The organism is Brevundimonas sp. SPF441, from assembly GCF_009661015.1.
Classification (GTDB): Bacteria; Pseudomonadota; Alphaproteobacteria; order Caulobacterales; family Caulobacteraceae; genus Brevundimonas; species Brevundimonas vesicularis.
Map to the genome: position 1 here is coordinate 22,432 of NZ_WJWX01000003.1, position 18,226 is coordinate 40,657.

The following is an 18,226-nucleotide window of genomic DNA, read 5'->3' on the forward strand; positions in this document are numbered from 1 at the left end:
TATGAGGGACACCGCCAACCTCAAAACCCGGCTGATGATCGGCCTGATGTCGTCGCGGGCGCCCTATACCCGCGCCGGCATCGACTTCGCATCCAACCGCGAAGCCGTCCTGGTCGAGCAAGGCTCGCTCGACGCCACGCGCATCCTGCGCCTGGTGGATGACGTGGCGATCAGCTTCCGCCTGGTCGATCCGGTGACGGGCGTCTTCGCCGACGTGCCGCGTGACCTGATCGGCGTGACCGATGAAGAGCCGGAAAAGGTCGGTCAGTTCGACGCCATCGTCGCCGAGCTGCTGGACCGCGTCGAAGCGGCCGAGAAGGCCCAGGCGGCGGCCGAAAAGGCGGCCGAGGCCGAGGCCAAGAAGGCCGCCAAGGCTGCGGCTGATCAGGCCAAGGCCGACAAGGCCGCCCAGACCGAGGGCGCGGCCTGATGTATGCGGCGCGCGCGGACATGGTCGAGGCCTTCGGCTCCGACAACGTCGATCGTCTTTCGATCCGTCCCGGCGACGAGGATGGATCGGAGGCGGTGACGCGCGCGCTGACCTATGCGGACGGGCTGATCGATGCGGCCTTGTCCGTGCGGTTCAGCCTGCCGCTGCCGGCCGTGCCGATGATCCTGACCGCCATCGCCTGTGATCTGGCGATGGCGCGTCTGGCCTCGGCCGACGCGGCCCAGCTCACCGACGATCTGAAGCACCGCGAGAAACAAGCCCGCGCCGATCTGCGCGCCATCTCCGAAGGTCAGATGAACCTCGGCCTGCCGAGCGTCCACCAGGGCGAGCGGCCCCAACCCATCGTCGCCTCGACAGGCGGCAAACTGTTCACGCGCGACCGCCTGAGGGGGTTCTAATGGCGGTCCACGTCACGACCGAGCTGGACGGCCTTCAGCCGATCCTCGCCATGCTGAACGGGCTGGGTCAGCCGCGCCGGCTGGCGCAGGGCCTGGCCAACATCGGCGGCCTGATCGAGAACCAGACCAAGGATCGGATCACCGAGGGCGGCCCGTCGCCGGATGGCGAGGCCTGGGCGCCCTGGTCCGAATCCTACGCCGCGACCCGCAAGAAGGGTCAAACCCTTCTGGTCGCCACCGGTGCCTATCGCGATAGCTATGCCTGGGACTTGACCGGCGACGCGCTGCGCGTCGGGTCGAACATGGTCCAGGCCGCTATCCTCAACTTCGGTGGGACCGACAACATGGCGCCGGGGCCGGCCGCCATCCCGGCCCGCCAACACCTGGGCCTGTCGGACGCCAACGTCGTCGAGATCGAGGACGCCATGGGCGACTGGATCGAGGGGCTGACGGCATGAGCCAGCTCATTCAACTGCGCGATGCTGTCGTGGACGCCATCAAGGCGGCGCTGCCGACCTTCGGCGTCGAGGGCCACCTGGGCCGGTTCAGCGCGGCCGACCTGAAGACCTTCCTGACCTTCGCCCCGGCCGTCCGCGTCGCGGTGCTGGGTCTGCGCGATCCCGCTGCTGCCGGTCTGACGGGCGAAGACCTGGATGCAACCGCTGTCCTGGGCATCTACGTCGTCACCAAGGACGGCGTGGGCAAGCTGACCCGCGACACGGCGGCCCTAGCGGCGGTGGAACGCATCCTGCGCCTGGCCATCGGTGCGCGCTGGGGCCTGGCCTTCGCCCTGCCGGCGCAACCGGGCGGCGCCCAGAACTTGTTCAGCGGTGAAACCCTCGCGGCCGGCCGCGCCCTGTGGTCGATCGAGATCAATCAGCCCGTCGCCCTGGACGGCGAGGCGAACGCCGAACCGCCCCCCGGCTTCCTAAAGGAACTCTACGTCGGCGTGGCGCCCAAGGTCGGCGCGGCGCATGAGGCCGACTACCTCGGACCGATCGTCGGCGGCCCCATCGACAACGAGGTCGGTCATGACTGACGGCTTCGCCCAGGCCGACAACGCCAACCGCCTGGCCAGCCTGATCCGCTTTGGTCAGGTCGCGTCGTTCGACCTCGCGTCCACCCCTTCGACGGTGCGCGTCGAGTTCGAAGACGGCTGGGTCTCCGACGACTTGCCGCTGTTCCAGATCGCAGCCGGCCGGGTGAAGTCCTGGTCCGCGCCGATCGTCGGTGAACAGGTGCTGGTCTTCTCGCCGGGCGGCGAGCTGGGCGCCGGCATCGCTCTGCGCGGCCTGCCGTTCGCCGACTTCGCCGAACCGGCGTCGGAAGAGCTGCTGACCGTGCTGGCGAGCTGGCCCGATGGCGCGACCGACCTTTACGACGAAGAGACCAAGACCCGCGCCATCTCGATCCCGGCTGGCGGCGCCCTGACGCTCGATGTCGGCCCTCTCTCGATTCATATCCGCGACGGCGGCATCACCCTGACCGCTGCCGGCAAGCCGATCACCCTGACGGGATCGCCCATCGTCCTGGACGGCCCCGTCGCCCTGGGCGGATCGGGCGGCGCGGCTGTCGCCCGTGTCGGCGACGCCGTGGTCAGCGGCAAGATCGCGGCCGGGTCGAGCAAGGTGACGGCGGCATGACCCTGCGCCTGCTGGAAGATTTCAAGGGCGTCGATCCTGTCACCGGGGCCACGGTCTCGGGCGACGATCACCTGCGCCTGTCCTTGCGCACCATCCTGACCACCCTGATCGGGTCGTGCGTCATGGATCGCGACTTCGGATCGCGGGTTCCGGCGCTGCTGGACGCACCCATAGGGCCGGCCGTCATCGCCGACCTGGTCGCCGCGACGGCCGAGGCGATCTACCGCTGGGAACCCCGCGTCGTGCTGAAGCGCGTCCTGGTCGCATCGGCAGCAGCCGGCCGCCTGTCCCTTGATCTGCTGGTCGAGATCAAGGGCCGTGTCGTCATGCTGGAAGGGGTGATCTGATGGCCGGTCGCAGCACCATCGACCTGTCGCGCCTGCCTCTGCCCGACGCCCTGGCTCCGCTCGACTTCGAAGCCATGTGGGACGAGATCGTCGCCGACATCCTCGCCGTCGCCCCCGACGCGGCCCCGGCGCTGGCGCTCAAGAGCGAGATGATCGTTCGCGCCGGCCGCGCCTTCGCCTTCCGCCTGATGCTGAAGGTCAACGAGATCAATGCCGGCGTCCGCGCCGTCATGCCCGCCCTGGCCACCGGCGCGGACCTGGACGGCTTGGGCCTGATCGTCGGCATCCAGCGCCTGGTCATCGATCCGGGCAACCCGGCCGAGGGCGTGGCCCCGACCTATGAGAGCGACGACGCCTTCCGTCAGCGCTTCATCCTGGCGCCAGAAGGCTATTCGGTCGCCGGCCCGGCCGGGGCCTATGAGTTCCACGCCCTGTCGGCCTCGGGCCAGGTGCTGGACGCCAGCGCCGTCAGCCCGACGCCGGGCGTGGTGGTGGTCACGGTGCTGGCGCGCACGGGCGACGGCACGGCCGCGCCCGCCCTGCTGGCCACGGTCGAAGGCGTCGTCAGCGCCGACACCGTCCGACCCTTGACCGACTTCGTCCAGGTCCAGTCCGCGACCATCAAGCCGTTCGCGATCCAGGCGACCATCCGCACCTATTCCGGCCCTGATCCGCTGGTGGTGATGGCGGCGGCCGACAAGGCGGTGAAGGCCTATGTCGCCGAGGCGCACCGCCTGGGCCGCGACATCAACCTATCGGCCCTCTACGCCGCCCTGACGGTTCCGGGCGTCATGCGGGTGGACCTGGTCCAGCCGGCCGCCAACATCGTGTGCGACGAGACCGAGGCCGCCTTCTGCACGGGCGTCGCCCTGACCCATGGCGGTCTCGATGACTGAGACCCTGCTGCCGCCCAACGCAACCCGGCTTGAGCGCGCCCTTGAGAAGGCCTTGGCGACCCGTCTGGACGCCCTGCCGGTCCCCATCAAGGACACGTTGAACGCCGACGTGATCCCGGTCGCCTCGCTGCCCTGGCTTGGCTACAGCTTCGGCCTGCGCACCTGGAACGCCGACTGGCCCGAGATGGTCCGCCGATCGGTCGTCAGGAACGCGATCCCGACCGCGCGCCGCAAGGGGTCCGTCCAGTCCGTCCGCGATGTGGTCGAGGCCTTCGGCGGCTCGCTGGCCATCCGTGAATGGTGGCAGCTCACCCCCAAGGGACCGCCCTTCACCTTCTCCATCGTCCTGACCCTGAACGGTCAGTCGGGCGAGCCTGTCACGGCGCGCTTCGTGGAAGAGGTCGTCGCCGAGATCGACCGCGCCAAGCCGGCGCGCGCCCACTTCACCTTCACCCAGGGCCTGTCGCTCGCGGGCGGCATCGCCGTCCAGGGCGCGCTTCGTCCCGTCGTGATCCGCCGCATGGAATTCGAAGCCGCCTGATGTCAGCCCTCCCGATCATCATCACCACGGCCGGCCTGAACGCCCTGCCCAACGCCCAGAACACGGGCGTGTCCAACGTCGTGATCGCCAGCTTGGGCGTCAGCCCGACCCAGATCGCGGCGACGGCGGCGACCAACGTCATCCCTGGCGAGGTCAAGCGCATCGCCGGCGTCTCGGGCCAGGTGGTCGCCGACGATCAGATCTACGTCTCGGCCGCCGACCAGACCGAGGACACCTATGTCGTCCGCACGATCGGTCTGTATCTCGACACCGGCGTCCTGTTCGCCGTCTATAGCCAGGCCGCTCCGCTGCTGGAGAAGGCCGGCCCGGCGATGGCCGTGCTGGAAGCCGCGATCAAGCTGTCGTCGCCCCAGGCCAACGCCATCGAGTTCAGCGGCGGCGGCTGGTTGAACCCTCAGGCGTCCGAGACCGTCCAAGGCGTCCTCAGGCTGGCGACCGAGGCCGAGGCAAGGGCCGGGACCAACACGACCCGCGCCGTCACGCCTAAAGGGCTCAAGGCCGCCATCGACGACTTCGGTGGCTGGGTTCAAGGCCAGATCACTTCCATCTATCAGGCGCTCGCGGGCAAAGCCGCCGTTGGTCACACCCACGTCATGGCCAACATCGACGGGCTGGTGGCGGCGCTGAACGCCAAGGCCGCCGCTGCTCACACCCACGTCATGGGCGACATCACCGGCTTGGTCGATGCGCTGAACGGCAAGGCGGCGTCGATCCACACCCACGCCATGTCGTCGATCGACGGCCTAACCCAGGCGCTCGCCGGAAAGGCGGCTGCTGCGCACACCCACGTCATGGGCGAAATCAACGGCCTGACGGAAGCTCTGGCTGGCAAGGCGGCGGCTGCGCACACCCACGTCATGAGCGAGATCACCGGCCTGGTCGCGGCGTTGAACGCTAAGGCGAGCCTGGGGGCCGCCGTCCGGTTTGACCGTGTCTTTTTCGGCCTGGCGAACGCGCTGGTCTACGCGGACGGCGACCGTCTCATCTTTCGAGCTGGTGCAGCTGGGGCCGAACGATATTTCGGCTGCAACACAGACGGCAGCTTCGAGGTCTACAACGGGATCATCAAGTCGACGAACGGGCCGGTTTGGGACCCTGGGAACTTCACGCCATCAACCAAGGCCACCCTCGGCGATAGCGTTACATTCGCCGATGTCCGGGCATTCAGGGGGAACGGCACGGGTGTCGTCTATCTGGGTGATCTGCTCCACTACCTGTTCTTTGATGGCGCGAACTACAACCTTCCGGCCGCGCCGCTGATCGTGAACGGCGGCGTCGTCTGGACCTCTGCGACATTCAATCCCGCGACCAAAGTCAACAAGGCTGGAGACGTTCTGACAGGGCCGTTGACCATGCCAGAGGTTCGCCTCAAGGCGGCCGGTACTGGCAGCGGAAGCACCTACGCTGCGCTCATCTCGAAATACTACGGAGACGACAACTATGGCGTCGGCTTTGTCGGCTGGAAGGGCGCAAGCGGCTACTCCGAGGTAGGGTCGATTGATCATCTTGGACGAGCCTGGTTCAACGGGTTTCGGGTCTGGACAGCTGAAAACCTGAACCCCGCCAGTCAGGCTGATGCGGCAGCGGGTGTGGCCGCCGACCGATTCATCACCCCGGCCGCACTGTGGTCGTTCGCCCGCAATCTCGGCTCGCCGGGTTACGCTGTCATTCCTGGGACCGGCCTGCTGCTTCAGTGGGGCATCTCCGTTGGGAGCATCCCCGAGGGCGAAACCCACGCCGTATTGCCCGTCGCGTTCGGTGGCGGCTGCCTGATCGCCCTGGCCAACCCTCGCAACCCCGGCCGGAACATCAACTCCGACTTCTACATGCAGGTGGTCGGCCATTTTGCAGATCGGATCGCCTTCTTCGCCAACCGCGCCAACGGCTCGGCCGGCAACGTCGATGGCTTCGAATGGATCGCCCTCGGCCGCGTCAGCGGCGGCACGCCAGACCCTGCCTATTCGAGCGGCGGAACTGGCGGCGGCGGTGGCGGCGGCGGCGGCGGACAGATCGAGGTTTAGGGAACCATCATGACCATTTTCTACAGCCCATCGACGGGCGCTTTCTATGACGACGCGTTCTGGGACGCGCCTCTGCCGGCAGACGCCGCCGAGGTGACGCCCGAGCGTCATGCCGAGCTGCTGGAAGCCACCACCACGGGCCAGATCGTCCAGATGGGCGAAGATGGCCAGCCGGTGGCGGTCGATGCGCCGGCGCCACCGCCAGAGACTCTGGCGGTGCTGGCCCGCCGTCGCCGCGACGCTGAGATCATCGCCGTGCGCTGGCTGGTCGATCGCCACCGCGACGAGCAAGCCCTCGACGCCCCCACGACCCTGTCGGCCGAGGGCTATCGCGCGGTGCTGCTGCACATCCAGGCGCTTCGCGACGTGCCTGCCCAATCCGGGTTTCCGGCCGACATCGCCTGGCCCGTTCTGCCCACCGAGACCCAAACCCCTGGAGAAGACCCCCAATGACTGACGCCTATCTGCACGGTGTCGAAGTCGTCGAGCTGGCGACCGCGAACCGTTCGATCACCACGCCGTCCACCGCCGTCATCGGCCTAGTCGGCACCGCGCCCTTCGCCGATCCGGTCGCTTTCCCGCTGGATCGCCCCGTCCTGGTCACCAGCGCGACCCAGGCGGCCGGCCTGACCAAGACGATGCCGGCGAACTCTGCCCTGGACGCGGAAGGCACCCTGCCGCTCGCCATCCAGGCCATTTACGACCAGACCCGGACGCCCATCGTGGTCGTGCGGGTGGCGGACGATGCCGACGCCGCCGATCAACAAGTCCTGGTCGTCGGGACCGCCGCCACCAAGACGGGCGTCTATGCCCTGCTGGCGGGCAAGTCCGAGACGGGCATGACGCCCAAAATCCTGATCGCCACGGGCTTCACCCACCAGCAGACTGGCGGCGCGGCGAACCCCGTCGTCATGGCGCTGAAGGGCATCGCCGGGAAGCTGCGCGCCTGTGTCGTCACAGACGGGCCTAGCGACACCGACGCCCATGCCGTGTCCAAGGCCGCCCTGGAAGCCGGCGAACGGATCTACCCCGTCGATCCGACCGTGGGCGTCCTGGCGCGAACCGGCGCCATCGTCCAGCGTCCGGCCTCGGCCCATGTCGCGGGCGTCATCGCCCTGTCCGACCAGGAGCGCGGCTTCTGGTGGTCGCCATCCAACCGCACCCTGAACGGGGTGGTCTCGATCGGCCGCCCGATCGAGTTCAGCCGGTCGGACGCCACTGCCAGCTCCAACATCCTGAACGCGGCCGGGGTGGCGGTGATCGTCAACGACGACGGCTTCCGCCTGGTCGGCAACCGAACGCCGCCCAACGAGGGCGAATACGAGTTCCTGTCCCAGCGTCGTTGCATGGACATGGTCTTCGACGCGATCGAGGGATCGTTCCGCTGGGCGCAGGACCGGCCCTTCAGCGCCAACCTGCTGGAAGACATCGCGGGCGAGCTGGAAGCCTATCAGCGCACCCTTAAGGCGCGCGGCGCCCAGCTCGGCGGCCGCGTCTGGATCGACCCCGAGCTGAACACCGAGGCGACGTTCCGGTCGGGCCGTCTCTACGTGAACCTGGATGGCGAGGCGCCCGCCCCGCTGGACCGCCTGACCTTCCTGTTCCAGCGCGAGACCGGCTACTACGCCGAACTGGTCTCCAGCGCTGGCGCGCAAGCCGCTTAAGGAGACCTGACCCATGCGAGCACTACCCCGGTCCATCAAGGGCTATACCGCCTTCATCGACGGCTTCGGCATGATCGGCCTGACCACGGGCGGCAAGCTGCCCCCGATCAAAGCCAAGACCGAAGCCTATCGCGACGGCGGCATGGATGGTGAGGATGAGCTGGAATTCGGCATCGAGAAGCTGGAAGCCGAGCTGACCTTCGCCGAGATGAACGAACGCGTCCTGGGAACGGTCCTGAGCCGAAACACGCCCATCACCCTGCGCGGGTCGATGGAGGGCGAAGGCGGCGTCGGCGCCATCCCCGTCATCGGCCAGTTCCGAGGCCTGGTCACTAGCGCCGATCCCGGCGAGTGGGGCGATCCCAAGAAGGGCGAGGTCAAGCTGGCCCTGACGCCCAACTACTACCGCCTGCGCATCGGCAGCGCGGAAATCTACGAAATCGACCTGTTGAACGGCATTCGCCGCATCAACGGCATTGACCAGTTGGCGGCGCGTCGCGCGGCCCTGGGCGTCTAAGGAGGGCGTGATGATTGATCCGAACAAGACCTTCGACCTGAAAGCGCCGTTCGAGCATGAGGGCGAGACCTATTCCCAGGTCCGTCTTCGTCGGCCGAAAGGCCGCGAGCTTCGCGAGATGCGCAACGCGGCCGGTCGCCCTAACGCGGCAGCGGGCGACATCTACTTCAAAGCCTACGCGACTCTCTCTGAGCTGCCGGAAGCTGTCTTCGACGAGATGGATGGCGTTGACGTTCGCCAGATCGAGGCTTGGCTGGATAGTCTTCTGGGAAACTGACGGCCGACCGGGTGGAGGCGATGCAGGAAGTCATCGCCTTCGCCTACGGTTGGACCCCTGACGTTCTCGACGATCTCACCTTGGACCAGATGGAAGTCTGGCAGGCGCGCGCCAAGGAACGGATCGACTTCATGGGCCGCGCCCGTTGCCCCCTCATTGGATAGACCGTGAAGAACCTCGTCGCCGCCCTTACTCTGCGCTTCATGGACCGCCTGTCGGGACCGTCCAGGGGCGCGGTGCGCGCGGTCGGCATGATCGAGCGGGGACAGAAGATGGCCGCCGCCGCCTCGTCCCAATGGTCCAAGGGGCTGGACCAGCTCGACAGCCGTTTGAACCGCCTGGCGTCCGCCTCGCTGGTGACCGATGGCCTCGGCCGGGCCGGCGAAGCGATGATGCGTCCGCTGAAGGCTGGTGTCGTCGCTTCGGCCGAGTTCAATCGCGGCATGACTGGCATCGGCATCACCGCCCAGCTCACTGACGCCAAACTGGCCCCGCTGCGCGCCACTATCTTCTCAACCGCCAACGAGATCGGCGCCCTGCCATCGACCGTCCAGGCGACCTTCGGCGCGGTTCTCGCAGAAGGCGTCTATAAGACCGAGAGCGAGCTGGCCCGCGCCGGCGTCGCCATGGCGAAGTTTCAACGCCTTCAGGCTGTCATGGGCGAGCCGCTTTCCGATGCCGAGGCTGGGTCGTTCTCGGCCGCCATGGGCTCCAGCCTGAAGCTGCGCGCGGACCAGCTCGATCAGGCGAACGCCATGGTCAATCGGTCGGCGCAGCAGGGCGGTGTCAGCGGCGCCACCCTGGCCAAGTTTTTGCCCAGCCAAACGGGCGCGCTGGTCGGCCTGAACTTCGCCAACGAAAAGGGCCTCGCCGATCTGCTGACCGCAAACCAACTGGCGAAGCGCCTTGCCGGGTCGAACGACCAGGCCGCCAACAACATCTCCAACCTCATGTCGAAGCTGGCCAGCGCCGAGGTTCTGCGGAACTTCTCGAAGATCGGCATCGATATGGAAAAGGAGATCAAGGCGGGGGTGTTGCGTGGCGTCTCGCCGCTACAAACCGTAGCTGAAATCACGGGCCGCCAGACGAAAGCCGATCAGTTCAGGATCGGAGAGCTGTTCGGCGATCAGCAGGCCAAGGATGGTCTGATGGCGCTGGTTCAGAACCTGGACGAGTTCAAGGCTATGAGCCGTGAGCTTCAGTCTGGCGATGTGCTGAAGGGCTATTTCGCGGACCTGGACCGCGCGCTGCAAGGGCCGGCCGCTTCGTTCGATCGCTACAAGTCCGGCATCGCCATCGCCGGCATTGCCACCGGCACGATCCTGGCGCCGGCCGTGGGGACAGCCGCCATGCTGCTGAGCAAGGTCGCAAACTGGATGACCAAGGCAAGCGAGAGCGGGTCATGGCTGGCGAAGGCCGCTGTCTGGGCCTTCGCCGGCATGGCGGGACTGGCGGTCGGAGCGGGGATGGTCGGTCACGCCGTCGTCGGCGTCCTCGGCCCGCTTTTCATCATGAAGACGCTGTTGGGGCCGTCCGGCCTCGGTGGGGCGGCGGTGAAAGGCATGATGGGTAATGTGATCGCCGGGTTCGGTCGGATGCGCATGGCGGCCATCGCCTTCAACCTGTCCATGCTGGCCAACCCCGTCGTCCTGGGCGTCGTGGCGGCCGTCGCGGCCGTGGCCCTGATCGCCGTCGTGGTTCGCAAATATTGGCAGCCCATCAAGGCCTTCTTCGGCGGCGTCGGTCAGGCCCTGGGCGAGGCGTTCGGCCCGGCGCTGACCGCCATCGGCGGTGCGCTGCGTCCGCTGAAGCCGCTGTGGGATGCCGTTGCCGGGGCGGTGGGCGGCTTCTTCGGCTGGATCGGCCGTCTGATGCAGCCCATGCAGGCGACCAAGGGCCAGTTGGACGGAGCGTCGAACGCTGGGCGCAACTTCGGCCGGATGCTGGTTCTCGCCTTCAACCTGTCGCCGATCGGCATCTTTGCGCGCGGCATCATGACTGCGTTCCGCTTCATCCAGGGCGCCATGAACTGGCGGCCGATGGAGACGCTGCGCCAAGCCTGGTCGGGCGTGGCGGGCTTCTTTGGCGGCTTGGCTGCCCGGTTCAACGGGTTCGGTCGAATGATCATGCAAGGCCTGGTCGCGGGTGTCAGGGCCATGCTGGGCGAAGTCGCCAGCGCCGTCATCGGCGTGGCCAACGGGGCGGTGGCACGGTTCAAGGGCGTCCTGGGCATCAAGTCCCCCAGCCGGGTCTTCGCGGCCCTCGGCGGCTATACGATGGAGGGCCTGACGATGGGCCTGACGCGTGGCGGCCGGTCGGCTATCGGTCAGGTCGCGGCGGTCGGCGGCGCCCTGGTGGCGGCCATGCCGGGCGCCACGGCCGGCCCGGCCGGAAGCGCCATGCCGGCTGTGCTGGCCAGCCTGTCGGCCGCGCCCGCTGCGGCCTCGGCCGGCGCGCGTGGCGGGGCGTCGGGCGGCGTCCATATCGACCAGGTTCTGATTCAGGTCACGATGCCGGCCGGGGCCGATGCGACTCGTCAGGGCGGCATGGCGGGCCGGGCGGCGGCCGACAGCTTCCGGGCGCGCCTCTATGACGGATTGAACGGATGAGCGAAGTCCTGATGACCCTGGGCGACATCCGTTTTTCAGTGGCGGAAGGAGCCTATCGCTCGCTGAACCGCGAACTGGAGATCATGACGGCGAAGATCGCCCGCGCCGGTCGCCAGTCAGCCCGCCAGACCCTTGGCCTGGACGAGACCATCGACATCGAGGGCGTTTGCTATCCCGGTCAACGCCACGCCCGCGACCGGGTGGACAGCTTCCGAGAGGTCGCGCGCACCCAGAAGCCCCAGATGCTCACGGACGGCACCGGCAAGGTCTGGGGCCTGTTCGTGATCGAGGGCGTGAGCGAGCGCGGGTCGGAGCTGCTGTCCAACGGCGTCCCCCAGCGCCAGGACTTCCGCATCCGTCTGGGCGCCTACGGCGAGGACGCGGCATGACCAGGACGATGACCACCAGACAGGGCGATGTGGTCGATCAGATCGCCAAGCAGGTCTATGGCCGCACCACCGAGGCCACCGAGGCGCTGCTGAACGCCAATCCCCAGCTTGCCGGCCTGCCGCCGCGTCTGCCGGCCGGCGTCGTCGTCGTCCTGCCCGACCTGGCCACGGCCGAGACCAAGCCCACGGTGCGCCTGTGGGCCTGAAGTCGCTCCCGGACTTCCGTCTGACCCTTGGCGACGACGATCTGACGGCCGTGGTCCGCGACCGGCTGAAGACCCTGACCGTGACCGACAACAGCGGCGAGGAATCGGACACGCTGGAAATCGTCATCGACGATCGGGACAACGCCGTCGAAAGCCCGCCGCGCGGCCGGGTGCTGTCCGTGTCGATGGGCTATCGCGACGACGGCCTGTTCTACCTCGGCAAGTTCACCGTGGACGAGGTCGAGCCGGAAGGGCCGCCCGACATCATCACCATCCGCGCCAAGGCGGCCGACATGCGCGAGGGCTTGAAGGTCCAGCGCACCCGCGCCTTCCGCAACACCACCATCGGGGCCATCGTCTCCCGCATCGCCGACGAGAACGGCCTTCAGCCGGCCGTCGCAACCGAACTGGCCAGCCGTGTGGTCACCCACCGCGACCAGGCCAACGAAAGCGACCTGCACTTCCTAACCCGCCTCGGTCGCGAGCATGGGGCGGTGGCGGCGCCCAAGGATGGCAAGCTGGTCTTCGCCCCGACCGCCACGGGCCTGTCGGTCTCGGGCCAGGCCCTGACGGGCGTCACCCTGGATCGCGCCGATCTGACCCGCTGGCGCGCCGTCCAGGCCGACCGGGACGAACACGGCAAGGTCCGCGCCCGCTGGCGCGATACAGGCGCGGGCCGCACCAAGTTCGCCGAGGCCGGAAGCGGCGATCCGGTGAAGACCCTGCGCAACCTCTATCCCAACGAGGCGGCGGCGAAGGCGGCGGCCGAGGCCGAGCTGACCCGGCTGAAGGGCGCTGAGAACGGGGTGGAGCTGACGATGGACGGCCGGGCCGACATCGTCGCCCAGACCCCTATTACGGTCACCGGCCTGCGCGCCGAGCTGTCGGGCGCCTGGATCGTCGAAACCGCCGTCCACACCCAGGACTATGAGAGCAGCGGCTTCACCACCGTCCTGACCGGCCGTAGGAAGGCGTCGTAATCGACGCCTGAAGGTGTCATTACGGAGCCTTCAGGCGCGGCTAAGGGGACGTGACGATGCCATGTGAGTTCGCCTGCATTTCGTGGGAAGCCGCAGCGACCCTAATCACTGGCGGCGCGGCGGTGGGCGGCGCGATCTGGATCGGCCTTCGCCAGGTAGGCATCGGCAACCGTCAGGCTGAGATCGTGGAGAAACAGGTGGAGGTCCAGGCCGGTCAGTTGCGGCTGGAGGAGCTGAAGGCCCGCATGGCCCTCTTCGAAGAGCGAATGAAGGTCTATAGCGCGACCGAGCATTGGCTCATTCGCTTCGCCCAGGAGGGCAAAAAGCCCACTGGCGACGCCGAGCGAGAGTTCATGAACGCAATCGATCGGTCCCGCTTCCTGTTCGGCGACGACCTGCGCACCAAGCTCTTCGAATTTTGGACCCTTGGGAATGCTCACCACTACCACGAGGTCAGCTTCCCGATTGAAGGTGGGGACCATGCCGACAAGGCCCACGAGATCGCGCTGAAGCTGACGGAGGCGATGTCGGACTTACCCGCGATCTTCGGCCCCAAAATCGACCTGTCAGATGTGTCCTGACCGACCGCATTTTGCTCCAACTTCAAGTGTCCCGATTTCCAGAAACAAATGTCGCGCTACAGCCATGAGCCGCACGGCGGATCCGGCGGGGACCGCGCCAATGGTTTTGCGCGGCGCCGCGATTCCGACCGCCTGGCAGCCGTTGGGATCGAGGTAGGTGATCTCGACGCCAGTCAACGCGCCCGTGACGTCGCTGATCTTCGCGAGCATGGCGCCTCGCGTCCGTCGTCCCATCGCGTACACGGCGAGGGGAGCCGAAGGATGATCGCGAAGGTCCGTGAGATCATCACGCCAGGGCACGCCCCTGAGCCGCAAATGCAGGGCCGCCCTGCCCGCGGGAGTCGCTGCCTGACCGCCTTCCCAAAGACACTCCGCGGCCTCGATGCGCCGTCTGAGGTCGATATGGGGGACAGATGCAGCGCAGCCGCCGCCGCGCGGGCGCCGCTGTTCGTCGATGAGGCCCCGCTGTGTGAGATCGTCCAGGGCCGCCCGCCAGTCCGCCGCGCCGAACCCATGGGCAACCACGCGACCGTCGCTCAGGACCAGCGAGATCGACCGGTCAGCAGCGCTGTGGCCCGGCGCCGGCACGTTGGCGCGGGCGCCGTTCTGGTAAAGATCTCCGCCCAGGGCGGAAACGATGGCGCGCAGGCTCATCAGAACAGTCCCAGGGACCGGAAGCTGGCCGTGCCGTCGCGGCCGACGATGAGATGGTCATGCACCTGAATGTCGAAAACGCGGGCGGCTTCGACGACCTTGCGCGTCATCTCGATGTCAGCTCGAGACGGCTGGGGATCGCCGGAGGGATGATTGTGCACCAGAATGATCGCCGATGCAGAGAGCTCGAGAGCGCGGCGCACTACTTCGCGCGGGTAAACGGGCGCATGATCCACGGTTCCGAACCCCACAAGTTCCTCGCGTAGAAGCTGATTTCTTTTGTCCAGAAACAGGGCTCGAAACTGTTCGCGGGGCTCTTCGACAAGAGAGACCCGAACGTAAGCCAGCAAGGCCGACCATGATGACACCACGGGACGGCTTTCGGCCTCGGAGCGGGCAAGGCGTTCGCAGAGCAGCCGAAGCAGTTTCAGGTCCGCCACTACGATCGCATCGACGCCCTCCACCCGCGCCAGTTCAGCATCATCGGCGGCCGCGATGGCGGCCAGGCTCCCGAAGCGCCGAAACAATTGGCTGGAAACACCATGCGAGTGCGACGACATCTGTCTGCGCGCCAGCATGACGGCCAAGAGGGCTTTGTCGTCGAGCCGGGCGCATTGGCCGATGGCTGAATCGGGCCAGTCGTCCGCTTCGGGTCGTGTCTGGGCGTGGGATATCATGGCGGCGCACTCCGTTTGCCGCTCCGCATGGAGCGCGCGCCGCCTCCCTTCCTTTCCCTCCAAGAAGCGCGTCGTTCGAGTAGCCGCGCGGCGTTCTGGTCAGGATTAGCCGCCGCTAATCGACCTCCAGGTCGCCACAAGCACGATTCTAACGATGCGTCGGTCGAAATCAGGGAGACAGAATGAACTGTCCCGCAACGCGGTGACCGCGAATCAGCCTGTGCCCCATATGTGCCCCAAGCCGATTTTCGAAGGGGCCGCCCGAAGGCGACCCCTGAAAAAGACCATAAAATTCAGAAGATTAAATGGTCGGAGCGACAGGATTCGAACCTGCGACCCCTTGACCCCCAGTCAAGTGCGCTACCAGGCTGCGCCACGCTCCGAAGGCGCTCCCTATAGACGGGGGGATCGCTGTCCGCAAACGCTAAAACGACTTTTCCACCTACCGTGAAAGAACGGCGTCCAGACGCGCTTTGGCCTGCTCCAGATCGGCTAGAACCTGATGCAATTTCGAGGTTTCGGCCCGCGCGACATCGGAAGTCGCCGTAGCGAACGTGACATCGCCGTCGTCGATCAGTGCGGCGGCCTCCGCCCCGATCAGCTTTTTCAGCCCCTGTTCCTTGTGCAGACGCTGGACGCCGCGAATCGTCAGCCCGTCATCATGTAGGAGGCGTTTGACCGCCTTCAGCACCGCGATGTCCTGAGGCCGATAGAACCGCCGACCACCGGCCCGTTTCACAGGTGTGACGAAATCGAACTTCGTTTCCCAGAACCGCAGCACATGCTGGGGCGCGCCGACCTCGTCGGCCGCTTCGGAAATGGTTCGGAAGGCGTCGGCGCTCTTGGCCACCGCGATCAGGCCTCGACGACGGCGTCGTGAACCCGGCTTTTCATGATTTGCGAAGCGCGGAAGCTGATGACCCGGCGCGGATTGATCGCCGCCGGTTCGCCCGTCTTGGGATTGCGGCCCATGCGGGCGCGCTTCTCACGCACCTGGAAGACGCCGAAGCCGGACAGTTTCACCGTCTCGCCGCGTTCCAGCGATTCGACGATCAGTTCCAGGGTGCGCTCGACCAGGCTGGAGCATTCCTGACGCGACAGGCCGACCTCTTCATGCACGGCTTCGCACAAGTCGGCGCGCGTCACGGTCTGTTGGCCTGCCATCTTATCCCCGCTGTCATGCGATCCGCTCGCATCCATAGGGGCGCAAAGCCCCCGAAAAATCAATGCCTCGATGTCGATTAGAGCCGAAGCGCGCAGGCGCCCCAGGTCAGGCCGCCGCCCATGGCCTCAAGCAGCACCATATCGCCCTTCTTGATCCGTCCATCCTGGATCGCAGCATCCAGCGCCAGCGGGATCGAGGCGGCCGAGGTGTTGGCATGGGTGGCGACGGTGGAGACCACCTTGTTCTCATCCAGACCCAACCGGTCGCCGACGCCCTTGATGATTCGCTGGTTGGCCTGGTGCGGCACGAACCAGTCGACATCCGCGATCTGGATGTTGGCGGCGGCGCAGGCGGCGGTGATGCCTTCTGCGATATTCACGACGGCATGACGGAAGACCTGGTTTCCGGCCATGCGCAGATGGCCAACGGTCCCCGTCGTCGCCGGGCCGCCATCAACGTAGAGCAGATCGGTCTTGGATCCGTCAGCGCGCAAGGCGAAGCCCAGCATGCCCTGGTCGTCCGATGTCCCCTGCCCTTCGCGCGGTTCCAGCACCACGGCGCCGGCCCCGTCGCCGAACAGGACGCAGGTGGTCCGGTCGGTCCAGTCCATCAGCCGCGTCATCTCCTCGGCCCCGATCACCAGGGCGCATTTCGACAGACCGCGCGCCACGAAGCCGTCGGCGACGCTCAGCGCATAGACGAAACCGGAGCAGACGGCTTGCACATCGAAAGCGATGCCGACGCCCGCGCCCAGCTTGGCCTGGACGATCGACGCGACCGCCGGGAAGGTCATGTCGGGCGTGGTGGTGGCCACGATAATCAGATCGACGTCTGACGCCCCCTTGCCCGCGTCGGCGAGCGCCTTCCTGGCGGCCTCGACCGCCAGATCGCTGGTCGGCTGGTCATCACGCGCCTTGTGACGCTGCTTGATCCCGGTGCGCTCCTGAATCCATTCGTCGGATGTGTCGACGAACTTGGCCAGGTCGGCATTGGTGACGATCTCATCCGGCAGGTAAGAGCCGACGCCGGTCACGGCGCTGCGGGTGACGGTCACTGGAGGGGTTCTCCCACGGCTGCGGCGGGCTTGGCGGCATGATCAAACACCGCGTCCAGCTTGCCCAGGTTGTCCCCCACCTTGCTCATATAGTCGCTGCGGGCCAGATCGACAGCGATGCGGATCGCATTGCCGAACCCCTTGGCGTCGGCACCGCCATGGCTCTTCACCACTATACCGTTCAGGCCCAACAGGGGGCCGCCGTTGATGGCGCTGGGGTCGATCTTCTGGCGCATTTTCTTCAACGCCGGCATGGCGATGACGGCGCCCAGCTTGGATTGCAGGTTCGAGGTCAGGGCCTCTTTCAGCAGGGCCGAAATATAGCGCGCGGTGCCTTCGGCGGTCTTCAACGCGATATTGCCTGTGAAACCGTCGGTCACCACCACGTCCACCGTGCCCTTGGCGATATCGTCGCCCTCGACGAAGCCGTGATAGTTCAGGTCGAACGGCCCATCGCGCAGGATGGCGTGCGCCTCCTTGACCTGTTCGTTGCCCTTCATGTCTTCCGAACCGACGTTCAACAGGCCGATGGTCGGGCGCGCGATGCCGCGCACTGCGGACTGGAACGCCTCGCCCATGATGGCGAACTCGATCAGCTGCTCCGCATCGCTGCCGATGTTGGCGCCGACATCCAGAACCGCCGTGTGGCCCTTGAAGGTGGGCCAACTGGCGACGATGGCCGGACGCTCAAGCCCGGGCGCAGACATCCGAAGAATCAGTTTCGAGATCGCCATCAGGGCGCCGGTGTTGCCGGCCGAGACGACGCCGCCCGCCTGACCCGTCTTCACCGCCTCGATGGCGTTCCACAGGCTGGAGCCCTTGCCGCGGCGCATGGCCTGGGCCGGCTTTTCATCCATGGCCACGACCTTGTCGGTGTGACGGATTTCGCAGATGTCCGCCGCCAGCCCGCAACGCGCCAGCTCCGGCGCGATCTTGGCCTCGTCGCCATGAAGCAGGAAGCGAGCCCCCTCGCCGTCATGGGTGCGGATATAGCTGCAGATGCCGGGAACGACGACGGAGGGCCCGTGATCGCCGCCCATGGCGTCAAGCGAGATCGTAACTGGGGCTGGCAAATGGACCTCTCGTGGCCGCGTCGTCTTGTCGCGCGACGCTTGGCAGGATGCGCTGAACGATA

Annotated in this window: 25 protein-coding genes and 1 tRNA gene; 19 read left to right on the forward strand and 7 right to left on the reverse strand. The window is 66.9% G+C overall.

Going from position 1 to position 18,226, the window contains the following annotated elements; translation table 11 throughout:
• Nucleotide 1: 1 nt before the first annotated feature.
• From GGC30_RS02945 to GGC30_RS03035, 19 genes are all read left to right on the forward strand, one after another.
• Nucleotides 2-430, forward strand: a complete 429-nt coding sequence (locus GGC30_RS02945) for a hypothetical protein (RefSeq protein ID WP_153922667.1) — start codon at nt 2-4, stop codon at nt 428-430.
• A complete protein-coding gene (locus GGC30_RS02950; RefSeq protein ID WP_153922668.1) occupies nt 430-849 on the forward strand; it encodes a gp436 family protein in 420 nt (139 codons plus the stop codon). The genes GGC30_RS02945 and GGC30_RS02950 overlap by 1 nt, the downstream gene beginning before the upstream one ends.
• Nucleotides 849-1,307: a phage virion morphogenesis protein gene (locus tag GGC30_RS02955; protein WP_153922669.1), complete on the forward strand. Its 459-nt coding sequence runs from the start codon at nt 849-851 to the stop codon at nt 1,305-1,307. Before GGC30_RS02950 ends, GGC30_RS02955 begins: the two co-directional genes overlap by 1 nt.
• Nucleotides 1,304-1,888, forward strand: coding sequence for a hypothetical protein (locus tag GGC30_RS02960; protein WP_153922670.1), 585 nt, complete (start codon nt 1,304-1,306; stop codon nt 1,886-1,888). The genes GGC30_RS02955 and GGC30_RS02960 overlap by 4 nt, the downstream gene beginning before the upstream one ends.
• Nucleotides 1,881-2,492, forward strand: a complete 612-nt coding sequence (locus tag GGC30_RS02965) for a phage baseplate assembly protein V (protein WP_194943513.1) — start codon at nt 1,881-1,883, stop codon at nt 2,490-2,492. The genes GGC30_RS02960 and GGC30_RS02965 overlap by 8 nt, the downstream gene beginning before the upstream one ends.
• Nucleotides 2,489-2,839: a GPW/gp25 family protein gene (locus tag GGC30_RS02970; RefSeq protein WP_088582536.1), complete on the forward strand. Its 351-nt coding sequence runs from the start codon at nt 2,489-2,491 to the stop codon at nt 2,837-2,839. Before GGC30_RS02965 ends, GGC30_RS02970 begins: the two co-directional genes overlap by 4 nt.
• Nucleotides 2,839-3,735: a baseplate J/gp47 family protein gene (locus tag GGC30_RS02975; protein ID WP_153922672.1), complete on the forward strand. Its 897-nt coding sequence runs from the start codon at nt 2,839-2,841 to the stop codon at nt 3,733-3,735. The genes GGC30_RS02970 and GGC30_RS02975 overlap by 1 nt, the downstream gene beginning before the upstream one ends.
• The gene (locus tag GGC30_RS02980) at nt 3,728-4,276 is read left to right on the forward strand and encodes a phage tail protein I (RefSeq protein ID WP_153922673.1); all 549 of its coding nucleotides are present in this window, start codon (nt 3,728-3,730) and stop codon (nt 4,274-4,276) included. Before GGC30_RS02975 ends, GGC30_RS02980 begins: the two co-directional genes overlap by 8 nt.
• Nucleotides 4,276-6,318, forward strand: coding sequence for a hypothetical protein (locus GGC30_RS02985; RefSeq protein ID WP_153922674.1), 2,043 nt, complete (start codon nt 4,276-4,278; stop codon nt 6,316-6,318). Before GGC30_RS02980 ends, GGC30_RS02985 begins: the two co-directional genes overlap by 1 nt.
• Nucleotides 6,319-6,327: 9 nt before the next feature.
• A complete protein-coding gene (locus GGC30_RS02990; RefSeq protein WP_153922675.1) occupies nt 6,328-6,771 on the forward strand; it encodes a phage tail assembly chaperone in 444 nt (147 codons plus the stop codon).
• Nucleotides 6,768-7,982 carry a phage tail sheath subtilisin-like domain-containing protein gene (locus GGC30_RS02995; RefSeq protein ID WP_153922676.1) on the forward strand — a complete coding sequence of 405 codons (1,215 nt, stop codon included), beginning with the start codon at nt 6,768-6,770 and terminating at the stop codon, nt 7,980-7,982. The genes GGC30_RS02990 and GGC30_RS02995 overlap by 4 nt, the downstream gene beginning before the upstream one ends.
• Nucleotides 7,983-7,995: 13 nt before the next feature.
• The gene (locus GGC30_RS03000) at nt 7,996-8,499 is read left to right on the forward strand and encodes a phage major tail tube protein (protein ID WP_153922677.1); all 504 of its coding nucleotides are present in this window, start codon (nt 7,996-7,998) and stop codon (nt 8,497-8,499) included.
• A 10-nt stretch (nt 8,500-8,509) separates the two neighbouring features.
• On the forward strand, nt 8,510-8,776 hold the full coding sequence (locus GGC30_RS03005) for a phage tail assembly protein (RefSeq protein ID WP_153922678.1): 267 nt from the start codon (nt 8,510-8,512) through the stop codon (nt 8,774-8,776).
• A 20-nt stretch (nt 8,777-8,796) separates the two neighbouring features.
• Nucleotides 8,797-8,940 (forward strand): GpE family phage tail protein, encoded by a 144-nt coding sequence (locus GGC30_RS03010; protein ID WP_088582529.1) that lies wholly within the window; start codon nt 8,797-8,799, stop codon nt 8,938-8,940.
• 3 nt (nt 8,941-8,943) lie between these two features.
• Complete coding sequence (locus tag GGC30_RS03015; protein ID WP_153922679.1) at nt 8,944-11,385, forward strand: hypothetical protein; 2,442 nt, start codon at nt 8,944-8,946, stop codon at nt 11,383-11,385.
• Nucleotides 11,382-11,774 (forward strand): phage tail protein, encoded by a 393-nt coding sequence (locus tag GGC30_RS03020; RefSeq protein WP_153922680.1) that lies wholly within the window; start codon nt 11,382-11,384, stop codon nt 11,772-11,774. Before GGC30_RS03015 ends, GGC30_RS03020 begins: the two co-directional genes overlap by 4 nt.
• An 8-nt stretch (nt 11,775-11,782) precedes the next feature.
• Nucleotides 11,783-11,980: a tail protein X gene (locus tag GGC30_RS03025; RefSeq protein ID WP_153922681.1), complete on the forward strand. Its 198-nt coding sequence runs from the start codon at nt 11,783-11,785 to the stop codon at nt 11,978-11,980.
• Entirely contained in the window at nt 11,971-12,960 is a 990-nt protein-coding gene (locus GGC30_RS03030; RefSeq protein ID WP_153922682.1) for a contractile injection system protein, VgrG/Pvc8 family, read from the forward strand. Before GGC30_RS03025 ends, GGC30_RS03030 begins: the two co-directional genes overlap by 10 nt.
• Nucleotides 12,961-13,082: 122 nt before the next feature.
• Complete coding sequence (locus GGC30_RS03035; protein WP_153922683.1) at nt 13,083-13,541, forward strand: hypothetical protein; 459 nt, start codon at nt 13,083-13,085, stop codon at nt 13,539-13,541.
• Here the strand turns inward: GGC30_RS03035 and GGC30_RS03040 are convergent.
• The 7 genes from GGC30_RS03040 to plsX form a co-directional block, all read right to left on the reverse strand.
• The gene (locus GGC30_RS03040) at nt 13,527-14,195 is read right to left on the reverse strand and encodes a hypothetical protein (protein ID WP_153922684.1); all 669 of its coding nucleotides are present in this window, start codon (nt 14,193-14,195) and stop codon (nt 13,527-13,529) included. The genes GGC30_RS03035 and GGC30_RS03040 overlap by 15 nt on opposite strands.
• The gene (radC, locus tag GGC30_RS03045; protein WP_152950460.1) at nt 14,195-14,872 is read right to left on the reverse strand and encodes a DNA repair protein RadC; all 678 of its coding nucleotides are present in this window, start codon (nt 14,870-14,872) and stop codon (nt 14,195-14,197) included. Before radC ends, GGC30_RS03040 begins: the two co-directional genes overlap by 1 nt.
• 306 nt (nt 14,873-15,178) lie before the next feature.
• Nucleotides 15,179-15,255, reverse strand: a tRNA-Pro gene (locus GGC30_RS03050).
• 59 nt (nt 15,256-15,314) lie between these two features.
• The gene (locus GGC30_RS03055; protein WP_370451847.1) at nt 15,315-15,722 is read right to left on the reverse strand and encodes a MerR family transcriptional regulator; all 408 of its coding nucleotides are present in this window, start codon (nt 15,720-15,722) and stop codon (nt 15,315-15,317) included.
• Nucleotides 15,723-15,727: 5 nt separating this feature from the next.
• Nucleotides 15,728-16,036, reverse strand: coding sequence for an integration host factor subunit alpha (locus GGC30_RS03060; protein ID WP_026108237.1), 309 nt, complete (start codon nt 16,034-16,036; stop codon nt 15,728-15,730).
• A gap of 77 nt (nt 16,037-16,113) precedes the next feature.
• Nucleotides 16,114-17,091 (reverse strand): beta-ketoacyl-ACP synthase III, encoded by a 978-nt coding sequence (locus GGC30_RS03065; RefSeq protein WP_370451848.1) that lies wholly within the window; start codon nt 17,089-17,091, stop codon nt 16,114-16,116.
• Nucleotides 17,088-18,131: a phosphate acyltransferase PlsX gene (gene plsX, locus GGC30_RS03070; RefSeq protein ID WP_228763572.1), complete on the reverse strand. Its 1,044-nt coding sequence runs from the start codon at nt 18,129-18,131 to the stop codon at nt 17,088-17,090. Before plsX ends, GGC30_RS03065 begins: the two co-directional genes overlap by 4 nt.
• Between the last annotated feature and the right edge of the window lie 95 nt (nt 18,132-18,226).